Raw genomic sequence first — 14,215 nt, forward strand, 5'->3', positions numbered from 1 at the left:
GTGGCGCATGCCTAGCATGGTCATCCCGGACGACCCCGAATGGGCCTGGGCCTATCAGGCGATCCTCTACAGCTCCGGCGAGGAATGGCCGGCCGCCAACGAGCCCGAGCTGCGCGCCTTCAGCGACGAGCTGGACCTGTTCGCCCGCGACCTCATGAACGCCGCCTACGGCGTCGACGGGCTCGCGGGCAACGTGTACGAGGCGGTCGGCGGGCAGACCGCCGACGCGTTCTACGCGGCCAACAAGAACCTGATGGACGGCATCCCCCAGCAGGCGTTCCTGGCCAACGACCTGGCTTCACGTACGCGGGACTTCGCGCTGGACACCGAGCACACCAAGTACACGGTGACCATCGCCATGTTCACCACCGTGCTGGACATCTTCATGGCGTTGGCCTCGGGCTTCCCGGCCCTGGTGCCGTTGCACATCGCCTCTGGCGGGGCCATCGTGCGTGGCCTGATCCGCGGGCTCAAGTTCCGGCAGGCGGTGTCGGCGGCCCAGAAGATCGAGCTGCCGCCCGTACCCAAAATGATCAAGGGGAATGGTGGGCCGCCGCCGCCGATCAAGAAGACCGACCCCCCGCCGCCGAAAGGCAAAGGCGACACCCCGCCCCCACACGTCGAAGGACCGCCGAAGCCGCTCCCGAAGACCGGCGACGGCCTGCCCAAGGGTGGTCCGAAGCCAACCGACGGTCCCCCCACTGCAGGACCGAAGGACGGTCCGCCCGCGCCGGGTCCGAAATCGACTGACGGCCCGCCCGCGCCCGGCCCGAAGTCGACCGATGGCCCGCCTGCGCCCGGCCCGAAGGCGAAGGACGGGCCGCCCGCGCCGGGCCCGAAGTCCGTCGACGAACCGCCGGGCGGGTGGAAGCCGTCGCCAACCACGCGGTGGGCCGGCGAGATCGTTCAAGAAGCGGCCGAGGAGGCGCTCGACGAGACACTGGAGAGCCTCGCGGCATATGCCATCCAGGCCGCCGAGGGCAACAACCACAAAATTGACGTCAAGGACCTCGCCATCGGCGCGGGCTTCGGCGCGCTGGGCGGTGCCAACGCGGCACTGCTCAAAGGCATCGCGGACCGCATCAACCCCAAATTCGGCAAGTCGGCCACCGGCCAGGGTGCCATCGAAGCCGCCGCCGAGCTCCCCGTCGAAGCACTCGCCATGGCCCTCTTCGGCGGCAACTTCGGCAACCTCGGCGCAACCGCCGTCTCCGCCTTCGCCTCCGGCGCCGCCACCCAGCTCGCCGCCGACGCCGGCCAGCACCTCGGCGGCGGCCTCCAGAACCACCCGTCGAACGGCGGCGGCCCAGGCAGCACGGGAGGCGGCCCAGGCAGCACGGGCGGAACCTCAGGCGGTGACTCCAGCAGCACGACCGGCGGCGGCTCGGGCACGTTCACCGGCGGCGGTTCGAGCGAGACCGCGGGCGGCGATCCTGGTGGGAACGCGGGCGATAATCCTGGCGGGAGCACCGGGGGCAACATTGGCGGGAACGCGGGGGGCAACCCCGGCGGGAACACGGGCGGAAACTCCGGCGGGAATACGGGAGGCAACCCCGGTGGGAACGCGGGCGGTAATCCTGGCGGAAACTCCGGTGGGAACGCCGGGGGCAACGTTGGCGGGAACACGGGCGGAAACTCCGGTGGGAACGCCGGGGGCAACGTTGGCGGGAACGCGAGCGGGAACTCTGGCGGTAATCCCGGCGGGAACACGGGTGGCAATTCTGGCGGCCACAACGTCGGTGGTTCGGGTGAGAATGCGGGCGGCTCGGATCGGGGCGGAGGCACAGGAACGCAGAGTGGACCGGCGCCGGTGGCGCAGCCGGGCGGGTTGCCTGGGTTTGACTCTGGGGGATCCAGCAGCTCGAGTGTGACTACGAGCGGGCCGTCCGTTCTGGATGGGACGGCAGGAAACGATTCGACGGGCATGGGGAACCCGTCCACGACGGGGCTACCCGGGGATTCGAGTGCGCAAGCGGCTCCGCCGGCGGCCGGCCAGTCTGGAAGTCAGTCGGGCACACAGCAGTCCGGCTCAGGCACACCATCAGGAAGTCAGCAAAACTCTGCGCAGAGCGGCCAACAGGGCAACTCGGGCAACCAGGGCGGCCAGCAGAACAACTCCGGTAATCAGGGCGGCCAGCAAGGCAATCAAGGCAACCAGCAAGGCAACCAGGGCGGACAGGGCAGCCAGGAATCCGGGCAGCAGTCGGCCGGGGACACGAATGTGGCCGAGAACGGTCAGCAGGCTCCACCCGCCGAGCCGCCGACGATGCCGACCTCTGTGGAGAGCCCTTCGGACCTTGAGGGAGTGGCTGGGCCGGAGACCGCTGGGAATGAGCCCAGCGCGGCCAATGCTGGCCCCACCGACTCAGACCCCACCGATTCCGCACCGAGCGATTCGACATCGACTCCGACCGACACGACGAGCAGCGACACGACGAGCAGCGACACGACCAGCGCTGACACGACCAGCGCTGACACGACCGGCACTGACTCGGACGAGGCGATCGGGACGGGGCCGGCTGAGAAAGGCGTAACGGCTCAGGAAGCCGAGACGACCGAGACGACCGATCGGGCTGAGAGTGGACACACAGGTGAGATGAGCGGCGAGCGGAGGGAGGGACCTCCGCCGCCGGTGCAGACGGTGCGGGCGACCACTTACGACGCCGTCGAGCTGCCGGGGAGTGATCGGGGCGTGCCGTCGATGGTGGCGGAGTCGTACCGGGCTGCTGGGCTGGAGGTGCCGACCGAGGCGCGGCCGCAGGTGGGGCGGATCGATGGGCTGATTGCGTACGACCATCAGGTGCGGGCGGACGGGAAGCCTGCTTTCACCGTACGTGTGCATCTTGCGCCGGAGGACGACGCGGCGCGGGCCGGGCGACCGGCGGTGGAGCAGCGGGTGCGGGCGGCCGTTGATCGTGCTTTCCACGATGGCGGTCGGGTGGCCGTCACGGTGGAGTTCGTGGACGATCCGACTGCGGCGCACACGACGATCTCGTTGTCGAGCGGACCGGTGGACATCACCCAGACGCAGTGGTCGACGGAGGCCACGGGTCTGGAGCTGGCGCACGAGATCGGGCACTATCTCGGGCTGCCGGACGAGTCGCGGGACACCGGGGAGACGCCGCGGGTGCTGCACGGGTCCGGCGAGGTGGACACGCTGATGGGGACGACGGATCCGGCGCGGGATCCGGGGATCTCGGATCGGCAGTTCGACCGCATCATCGCGACCGTCGAGACCGCTTCGGTGTCCACTGAGGAAGATCACGATGGCGCGCTCGGGGTGCGGCCGGCGCCCAAGTCGCGGGTCCAGCTCAGCGACGGCTCGGAGCGGGAGGTGGTGAAGGAGTATCCGGGCGGGTACCAGGTGGTGCAGATTTTCACCTCCGGGTCGACTCATCCGGAGCGGGTCGTCATGCCGGACGGCTCGGACAAGGTGGTCAAGTTCGGCCGTAACCCGCTGCAGGTGCGCACCGAGGTGCTGACCCAGAAGCTGTACGCCGCGATGGGTGTCCCGACGTTGGACGCCCAGCTGGTGACCATCGACAACAAGCCCGCCCATGTCACCGACTTCACCCCGCACGGCACGATCGACCGGGACGGCATTGCTGGGCTGCGGCTGCACCCGGACTTCCACCGGTATGTGGCGGCCGACATGGTGTTCGCCAACTGGGACATGTTCAAGGCCGACAACTGGATGAAGGTCGGCGGCCGGATGGTCCGCGCGGACCTGGGTGGGGCGCTGCATGTTCGTGCTCAGGGCGGCACTCGGGAGCAGTTCTTCCAGCCCAGCACCGATGGCCTGGCCGAGTTCCGGGACATGGTGAAGCTGCACGATTCGGCCCTGAACCCGTACCACGGGCTGCAGGAGAAGGTGATTGCCGACTCGATCCGGACGGTGGCCTTCAACCTCACGCCGGCGAAGATCGAGCAGGCGTTCGAGGACGCGGGCTATCCGCAGGACGAGCGGGCGAAGGTACGGGACGCGCTGATCCGCCGAATCGATGAGGCGCAGCAGTGGGCGGACAGCAAGTATCCGATCACTGTCGTGCCGAACCAGTTCACGCCGCCGACGCCCACCGTCGACCGGGATGTGGAGCTCGGCCCGGACGGCGAGGTGAAGTCGGCGACGGATCAGTTGATGGATCTGGGCTACCGGCCGAAGCCGGATCGGCTGGCGGGACCGCCGTACACGTCGCCTGCGTCGGAGGGTCTGACCCTGGAGGAGTGGGGTCGGCGGTACGACCGCGGACCGAACCTGACCCCACCACCGCCGGACGGCACGAACCGGAACCCTCGGCATCTGCCGCCGATGGTCGGCCTGGAGGAGTTGCGTGACGCTGACCAGTACACCCGGGAGTCCGCCAAGCAGCTGCACCGCAACATCGGGCGGCTCAAGTCCGGGGTGCTGATCCGCCGGATGCAGCAGCGGGAGCTCGACGCGTTCCTGCAGGCCTCGAACACCGGTGACATCGACGTGGTGAACCAGGTGTTGTTCCGCAACAGCGACGGCACGTCCAGCAAGGGCACCCGCGGCGAGATGGTGTTTTCGGTCAACGACCCGTACGTGTTCGAGCGGGAGCACCGCAACGGCGGCAAGATCGACCAGGGCGACGGGTACGAGTGGATCCTGGAGATTCCGGTCTCCGACGAGATGCACCGGTACATGCACGACCACGCGTACGTGTCGAATCCGGTGACGTCGAAGCCGTCGGCCTTCATGGGCAACCCGAACCTGAAGAGCGAGGGCAACGCGGGCGGCGCCAAGGACAGCACCGGCATCCCGAACGTGGTCATCAAGCAGGAGGGCCTGCAGAAGTTCTGGTCCACGGTCCGGGAGATCCGTTACGTCGCCGCCCAGGATCACGCGTACAACCAGCGGACCGCGCCGCCGACGCGTGCGGAGGTCATCGAGGCCGCCCGCAAGAAGGGGCAGGCGGAGAAGGCCCAACAGCAGCAGGCGGCGCAGGAGAGCGGCGAGCAGCCCGTCGATGCCTACGATCTGGGCGGCGACCTGTTCGGAGCCGAGTCGGAGATCGAGCCGGAAGTCGAGTCCGAGTCGGACACGGAGTCGGTTCCGGCGGAAGACTACTTCGACTATGAGGACGCCGAGCAGCCGCGGAGCGTCACGAACCTGGCGGGCTTCGAAGGGTTCGTCTTCTTCACGAGCCGGTCAGCCCGGCCCGCCCCTTCTGCCGATAGTCAAGTCGCTGACATGGAGCGGGATCCTCAGCCGCCACCGGAGCGTGTGCCGAATCCGGTGCCGCGGGAGCGGATCGACGAATCACGGGACGCCGTGGTGCCGCGCCGGGTGGGTACGTCGTCGTTCGATGTGCAGCCGGACCAGATGCCGACCGCGATCCCGGAACACGTGCGAGCTTCGTACGAAAAGATGGGCCTGCCCGTGCCGACCACCCCGCGCCCGGCGGTCAAACCGGTCGAGGGTCCGATCGCCTACGACTACCGCACGTTGCCCGGCGGGGTGCACGACTTCACCGTGCAGGTGTTCCTCGATCCGGGCAAGGATGCGTCGCCGGAGCAGAAGGCCGACGTGGAGCGGCGGGCCCGCGCCGCCGTCGACGACGTCTTCAATCAGGGCCTGCGCTACGGCGACGGCCAGCTGCACGTCAATCTGGAGTTCACGACCGACCCGGCGGACGCGCACGCGGTCATCGAGTTGAGCACCGACGGCCCGACCACACAGATGCGGTGGTCGACCGAGGCGGGCGACCTGGACTTCGCGCACGAGATCGGCCACTTCCTGGGCCTGACCGACGAGTACGCCGACGGGAAGCGGATCTTCCACGAGAAGCCGTCGTCGAGCCGGGTGCACACCGCGAAGTCCTTGATGGCTTCGACGGATCCGAAGTCCACACCCGGTATCGAGCGCCGGCACCTGGCCGATATCGAACGGATCGCAGGGGCGTCGCTGTCGCCGGATCGTGGTGCGTTGCCGCCGCCGGAGATTCGGCGGATCGAGCAGGACGTCGAGGGGCGTCCCGCGCCCCCGCGCGACGACAACTTCGCCGACCCGCCGGCATCGACGACAGCCGGCGAAGGTAAAGCATGGACCGTTTTCGGGCTCGACGGCGTCAACGACCCACGTGCGGTGGCGTCGGCGATCGACGCCGGATATCGCCGCTTCGACACGGCCGAAAGCTACGGCGGCTCGACGGATCTGCTCGCGAACGGTCTACGGCAGGGGCCCGGTGTCGCTCGCGGCGACTACGAAGTCGTCTACAAGTTCGACATCACGCCGGGCGAGAGTGCCGATTCGCTGGATGCCCGCCTGCGGGACGTGGCCGGCAAGTTCGACGGGAAGCTCGACGATCTGCTGATTCACAACGTGGACGGGGTGTCCCGCGACGACCTGCACCGCACCTGGCGGGTCCTGCGCGGGCTGCGGGCTGAGGGCGTCGTGGACCGCATCGGCGTCGGCAACGTCACCGACGCCGCCGTGCCCGCGGTCCGCGAACTCGCGCAGCGCGGCCGCATCGACACGCTGGAGAATTCCGCCGAGAGTCTGCTGCGCAGTCCGGAGTTGAAGGAATTCCTCACGGAGTCGTACGGGGCGGGCACGCCGTTGGCGGTCTACTACTACGGTGCCCGAGGTCTGTTGCAGAGCATCGCCGCGGACTCCGGCCTGCAGACCGATTCGCCTCAGGTGCGGGAGCAGTTCACCACGCTGATGGGCCGCGAGGTGCCCGGCGAGACCCATCAGATCTCGTCGAGCCGGGACGCTGATCGACAGCGCGCGAATCTGCAGGCCGAGGAGCCTGATCCCTGGGCGGACCTGGACGGCACGCCCTTGCAACAGGCGTTCGAGTCGTGGCGGGAGAGCTCCACCCACGTCCAGCAGAACGGTCCCGAGGTGGTCCTCGACGACCAGGTCCGCGACGGCATCCAGCAGCTGATGGAGGTGCCGAACCAGCAGCAATGGCGGCAGGAGATCAGCCAAGCCGCGGAGGCGGCGGGTCGCAAGGTCGACCGGGGGTTCGTCACCGACTGGCTGGTGGACAACGGGATCTTCACCGCCGACCAGTTGCGGGACACCCGGGTGCCGGAACGGATCGGACTGCACCGGCAGTACGTGGACCGGGACCTGGGCGAGATCTCCACGGCTCTGCTGGGCGAGGCCAACTGCAACTGGAAGTGGTCCGCCGAGCTGGCCCAGGTCCTGACGACGTCGGTGCCGGACTGGATGACCTTCGCCGGCGAGCAGATGATCAACACCGCCGATCCGGACCGGGTCGCCGCGGCCCGGGAAGCGGCCACCCCGCCACCTCCGCCACCGCCACCGGTCCGAACGATCCGAGCGACCACCTACGACGCGGTGGAGCTGCCCGCGCCGGACAAGGTTTCGCCGATCGTCACCCAGTCCTACCGGGACGCCGGGCGCGAGGACGTGCCCACCGCGCCGCGCCCGCAGGTGGGTCGGATCGACGGGCTCATCGCCTACGACCATCACGTGCGCCCGGACGGCCGGCACGATTTCACCGTACGGGTGCATCTGAATGCCGACGACGGCGCGCGCGGGCAGCAGGCGGCCGTGGAGCAGCGGGTTCGCGCTGCCGTTGACCAGATCTTCAACTCGGGCGACCGGATCCATGTCACGGTCGAGTTCACCGCCGATCCCGACGCGGCGCACGCGACGATCGACCTGTCGAGCGGGCCGGAAGAGATCACCCAGACGCAGTGGACGACCGGCGCCACCGGCCTGGACCTGGCCCACGAGATCGGGCACTTCCTGGGGCTGCCGGACGCCTACCGGGACACCGGCGAGCAGGCCCGCGTCCTGTATCAGCACGGCGAGACCGGAACGCTGATGAACACGACGGACCCGGCGCACCATCCGGGGCTGTCCGAGCGGCAGATCGCGCGCATCATCGCGACGGTCGAGCCGGCCTCGGCCTCCACCGAAGAGGACCACGACGACGCGCTCGGCATCCGTCCCGCGCCGCCGCGGCCGGGCGCCACCTACGAGAACGCCGAGTTCACGCGGTTCACCGCCCGGCAGAGCCCGGCCATCGACGCCGACAACTACCCCGCAATCCGAGACCAGCTGATCGAGTACGGCCGGGCGAAGGACGCCCCGGTCGGTTTCGTGGTGAACCTGATCCTGTCGGCCGGCGAGGTCGGCAACGTCAGCGCGGTCATCGACGCGATCACGGCCGACCTGGGACCCCGCAGCCGGGTGGCGTTCGTCATCGGCGTGAACACCCGCACCCGCAACGCCGGGACCGAGCTGAACAACGCTGTCCAGCAAGCCGCCCAGCTCGTCCAGAACTCGCCGTACCCGGTGGCGATCGTCGGTCATGCGGTCGGCACCGCCGCGAAGTTCCCGTTCGGTCCGGCCCGCAACGCGGTCCTCACCAGCAGCTCGACGACGAAAGCGATCCAGGCGCTCGCCGTCCGCGGCCGCTACCCGTACGTGTCCATCCAGGACTCCGATCCGGCACCCCGGACGCTCGCCGACGGTCGGCACGTTTTCGACGCGGTGCAGGACGCGGTGAACGACGACCTCGACAGCGGGTCGGACGATGCGATGAGCGAAGGGTCCGGCGGCGGATCGGCTCGCCGGCTGGTGAAACGCCCGCTGATGATGACCGGCGGATACCGGCCCGGCGCCCGGAACACGCTCGTCGCTGACACCGTGCAGCGGCTGCACAACCAGCGTCCCGGCGCCGAGCAGGAGATCACCGAGCGTCGCACCAGCCTCGCGCAGATCAGTGCGCAGCACCCACCAGGCAGCAAAGCCGTCAAGGACGCCCGCCGGGACCTGACCGCAGCGGTGAACGAGCTGGCGCGCATCAACCGCGGGATCGAGACCCTCGGCACGAGCCAGGGTCGCCGCGATTTCTACACCTCGTTCGAGCGGGCGATCCGCGACGACATGGCTACCCGGACCCGGGACGACATGCTGCATCCGCTGCTGCCGTACGCGCCGGAGCCGAACCTGTTCGTCGACGGCGTCCTCGTGCTCGGCGACGCCGGCGTCCGGTTCGGTGAGGGCGGTGCCGAGTACGGCAAGCTCGGCGAGGGCGTGAGCCGCGCCTACACGGCCGAGCTGACCGCGGAATACGGTCCCCAGTCCGCGACGGTCGGCATCATGGCCCAGAACAACCGGCACCCCGACCGGGAGGAAGCCTTCCTCGCCGAGTACGAGGACTGGGCCGTACCCACCGACCTGTCCCGGCTGGCCGCCGAGTTCGTCAAGAGCGACGGCCGGACCCTGCCCCAGTCGCACACCACCATGCAGAACGTGGCCGACCGGTACTTCGGCCACGACCCGGCCAACCCGACGCCGGGCGGCCCGACCGGCGCCAAGCAGGCCAAGTCCGGCGCGCACCTGGCGCCGTTCGGGCGCGCGCACTCCTCGACGGCGAACCCGCTGGCCACGCCGTTCGTACACGACGAGGAGACCGCTTATGTCTCCGGTGGCCGGGCCCGGACGGTGGCCGCGCCGCCGGAGTTCGGCTCCCACTTCACCGCGGACGATCGCCGCAACCTCGGCGACCATCCGCTCAACACGCTGGCGCCCACCCTGACGCCGGGCATCACCCCGGCGCAGAAGCTCTACACCGCCCGGCAGGTGGCCCTGTCGAACACCGCCAACACCATCCGCCAGGACTTCGCCAACGCCAACGAAACACTGCGCTGGGCCCGGGAAGACGGACTGCGGCGCGGCGTGTGGCCGACCCGATCGGCGGATTCGGTACGGCCGGAGTCCGTGTACGCCGCGCTCGGAGCCGCCCAGAGCCGGTACACCGCCGACGAGATCCGTACCCGGGTCCTCCAGCGGCCGCCGTCCGATACGACGCTGGCCCGGCTGGAGCGGATGCGGCTGGATGACAACTACCAGCCCGGCCACTTCGTCGACGCCGCCATCTCGGCTCCCCGGGTGCCGTTCACCGGCACCGACCCGGGCACCATGCGGCCCGAGGACCGGCGCCGGGAGCTGACCCAGCGGCTGGCCGCCAACGACGTCCTCACCGAGGCCATCGCCCACGACCTCGGCATCTCCATCGTGGTGACCGACCCGGACGGGACGATCTCGCACACCGTGCCGAACGCCCGGCGCACGGTCTACCTGGACCGGACGATCGACGCCTTCAACCGGGTCAGTTACACCCCGTCGCCGGTCTCGCCGATGCGCATGGCCCCGGACGGCGCCCCGGCGGGCCCTGATCGCGACGCCCGAGGGCCGCACCGGGTGGAGTCGCCGGTGCCGCGCGACCGCATCGACGCCCTGCGGGACTCAGTGACGCCACGCCGCGCCGACGCCTCCGCGTTCGACGTCGTCGCGGGCCGGGCCACCACTGTGGTGCCCGACCCCGTCCGTGAGTCGTACGAGGCGGCGGGTCTGACACCGCCGGAGGTGCCGCGTCCCCAGGTCCGCGGGGTGGAGGGGCGGATCGCCTACGACTACCGGGAACTGCCCGGCGGGATCCACGACTTCACCATCCGGGTGCACCTGCGCGCCGAGGACGACCTCGTGCAGGGGCGACGCGCTGACGTGGCTCGCCGGGCCCGGGCCGCGGTGGACCAGGTGTTCAACCAGGGCTACCGGATCGGTGGCGGCCAACTGCACGTCAATGTGGAATTCGTCGACGACCCCGCCCAGGCGCACGCGGTCATCGCGCTGCACGACCAGGTCCGGATGACCCAGACGACCTGGTCCGCGTCCGGCTCGGATCTCGACTTCGCCCACGAGATCGGGCACTTCCTCGGGCTGCACGACGAATACGTCGACGGGCGGCGGATCTTCCAACAGACCCCGTCGTCCGCGCGCGTCCACGGGCCGTCGTCGGTGATGGCGTCCACGGACCAGGCGTCGGCTCCGGGGGCGTTGCAGCGGCACATCGAGCTGATCGAGCGTACGGCGAAGGACACGCTCTCCGCGGACCGTGGCGACCTGGCCCCTCCTGCCCGGCCTCCGGTGCTGCCGGGCGACGGCGAGATGCCCGCCCGACCGGCGCCGTCGAACGGATCGGTCGACGCAGGTGGAGACCTGGCCGCGACCCTGGACGACTGGGGGTTCGGTCCGGTCGACCCGGCGCGGACCGCCGCCGGTCAGCCGGCCGGCAGCACGTTCAGCGATCACTCCGCCGAGGTGCTGTCGTCGCCGGTCCTGCGCGACGCCCTCGCCCGCGTCGACCAGGCGTTGCCCCGACTGCCCCGCCCCGCCGCCGAGCGGGTCCGGGCCTTCGTCCGCGACGGCGTGCTGTCCACCGCGGTGGCACCGGTACGGGCACACCAGCCCATCACCCCCTTCACGCCGCAGCAGCTCGACGCGGTGATGCTCGCGGTAGCGGACGAAGTGGAGCGTGGCGCCGATCCGCTCACCGATCCGGCGTCGCCCTTACGGGACACCGGGTACGACCCGGCCGAGTCCGTACCGCAGCGGACGGCCCGGCTCTGGACGCTGAACCTGACCCTCGAGGGCCGACAGACCCTGCTCGCCGACGGGTTGTTCACCCACATGCTGGGGTCGCCCGCCCTCGGCCCGGCGCTCGCCGGCGGGATCGGCAACGACGTGCAGCAGTTCCTCAACACCTGCGACCCGTCGGTGACCAACACGCTGGTGCGGTCCGCGGTGCCGACCCTCGCCGGGCAGCTCATGGTGGGCCGCGATCTGGCACAACAGATCGAGGACGCTGCCAGGATCCTGCGCACGGACGATCCGGCGCTGATGGCGCAGCTTGACCGCCGGTTCCCCAAGCGCACCCTGGACCAGCTCGTGACCGACCGGCTGACCGACGTCCGCGCCACCTTCGGCACCCTGGACCGGCAGGCCCGCGCACTGCTCACCGCGGGTGAACGGCGGGCCGAGCCGTGGGCGAAGCTCAGCGCAGACTGGGGCCGGGCGATGCAGAAGCTCGGCGGTGTCGTGGACCTCATCCCGCTCGCCACCCGGCCGGGCGGCGCCGAGCCCGGCAAGAAATTGCCGGTTCCGGTGCTCAGCAAGAAGGTGTTCGACCATTGGGAGACCAGCGCCGCCGTTTCCCTGCCGCTCGGCCTCGACCGGGGTGGCCGGCGGATGCAGGGTGTGGACGGCGACGCGTACCAGCAGGCCGCGAACCGACTCGTGGACCCGGACGCCAGCCCGGCGGGCCTGCACGCGGACCGGCTCACCGCGCCGCTGGGCGGCGACTTCTGGGGTCGACTGCACCGCACCGGCCCGCGTCCGGTGGACATCATCGGCTCGGTCATCTCGCACAAGGTGGCCCTCGGCGCGGTACGGATCGGTGGCGAGCCGACCTTCGTCCTCAGCGACCCCAAGCGGTCTGCGCCCACACCGCTCACGGCCGCCGAGCTCGACGACTGGGTCAAGGGCAAGCACACCGAGATGCCGCTGCCGGACGCCGAGCCTCTGTCGACGCCGTCGGCACCCGGCGCGCCGTCGCAGATCCCGCAGCACACCCCACCCGGCGACGTCGTCACGGAATACCGACTGACCAGCGGGGACGCCCCGCCGTTCTCGCGCCGCCTGATGGATCCTGTGGTGCACGACAACGGCGAGGACGCGCCCTTCCCCCGGTTCGTGGTGAAGCGGCCGCTGGTGCACGACAAACGCCCGCCGCTGCACGTCTCCGCCGACCGGACGGTGGCGATGAACGCCACCGAGAACGGTCAGCGCAACGAGTTCTACACCACGCCGGAGCAGGTGGCGCGGCTCAACGAGATCCTGCGCGAGACGCAGAGCAAGGTCACGCTGGTCACCGTCGACGACAACACCGTACGGATCGGCGACGGTCCCGAACTGGTGATGGTCCAGCCGCACTTCCGGGCCACCCCGCCCGCCGTCTGCCGCGACTTCGCCGAGGCTGTGCTGGGCGGCGAGCCGTCGCACATCGTCCTGCGCCCGGGCGGGCCGGACGAGCCGGGTCCCACGGAGGTGCAGCCGATCGACTCTCGCGACGGTATGGAGGTGACCGGCACGCACCACCTCGCCGAACACCTAGCCACCGCCGCCCGCGAGGGCCACCCGGGCGACGTCGACACCGCATCGGCGCAGGACGCCATGACCCAGGACACCCGGCCGCAGGGCCGGCAGGCCGGAGCACCGCGCGCAGGTCGCGAGTACGGCCTCAGCGTGCACAGCAACCCGGCCCTGAACGAAGCCGCACAGAACCTCGGCGTCAACCAGTACGCCTGGGCACACGTCGGCGAGGGCTACCTCACCCAGTCCATCGGCGACCACGGTGTCGGCCGGAACGCCCGGTTCAAGGTGGACTACTCCACGAGCGGCAAGCCGGTCCCGCACCCCGGCGCGTACGGCTACCACTTCGCCAGCGTGGTCGCGGAAAGTGCGGACGGCACAGTCCAGGTGACCCTGGAGAACGAGCGGCGCGACTCGGCCGACTCGGCTGCGGATGAGGCGCTGAAACTCAACCTGGCGCACCACTTCACGGACGGCGAGATCGACGATCCGCCGGCGCCGAGATCGTTCGCCGATGACCTCGCCAAAGCTTTGGCGCCGTTGGAGTCCGACCTGGACGACGACGACACGTTCCACGAGAACGCCGCCGCGGCTCGCAAGGCGCTGCTCATGGTCTCCCCGGAGTACGGCCAGGAGACCGACATGTGGCAGTTCCGGTTGTGGGGGCCGGAGCCCGAGAACTCCCACTTCGCGCTCAGCCACCACTCGCCGTACTTCGTCAACGCCCTCACCACGGTGGTGGTCGGCGGGCACGGTGGTGGTCGGACGCCCAGCACCGTCACCTTCGCCCCCGGCGCCAGTGCGGTGCCGCCGGGCACCGTCGGACCGTTCGCCGCCAAGGTCGCCAAGGTTGCCAAGTGGCGTCGCCGGCAGGGTCTGCCGGCGCCGGTGGTCGAGATTTCCGCGTACGGTGACTCGTCCGGAGCTGCCGGCCGGGACCTCGGGCGTACCCGGGCGGCGCAGGTGGCGCAGGCCGTGCGGGATCGGCTCGGCGCGGACGTCGACGTCACCATCCGGACGCGCGCGGACAGCGATCACCGTGGTCAGGCGGAGCTGCGGCTGATCCTGCCCGACGCCGATGCGGATTCCTCGGCGGAGGGGGTGGACCGGGTAGTGCTGCACAGCCGGGGTGGCGGCATGATCGGTGCGGCGTACCCGGACGATGGCGGGGTGGGTTCGTCGTCCGCTGCGGGGGGTTCGCGGACGTTGAACGACCGATCGGGCCGGGTCATCGGTGCCGGCTATACGTCGTCGTGAACGTGAGGAAAGGACCGG

At 70.2% G+C, this 14,215-nt stretch carries 1 protein-coding gene; it reads left to right on the forward strand.

What is annotated here, in order from left to right; all coding sequences use genetic code 11:
• Positions 1-7: 7 nt before the first annotated feature.
• A complete protein-coding gene (locus ACIA1L_RS10445) occupies positions 8-14,197 on the forward strand; it encodes an aldo/keto reductase (RefSeq protein ID WP_396072354.1) in 14,190 nt (4,729 codons plus the stop codon).
• Positions 14,198-14,215 lie beyond the last annotated feature (18 nt).

Origin of the sequence: Actinoplanes sp. NPDC051859, assembly GCF_044452725.1 — a bacterium.
Lineage (GTDB): Bacteria > Actinomycetota > Actinomycetes > Mycobacteriales > Micromonosporaceae > Actinoplanes.

Coding starts and splice junctions, on each gene's coding strand:
- ACIA1L_RS10445 (WP_396072354.1), top strand. CDS start 8: ATGCCTAGCATGGTCATCCCGGACGACCCCGAATGGGCCTGGGCCTAT.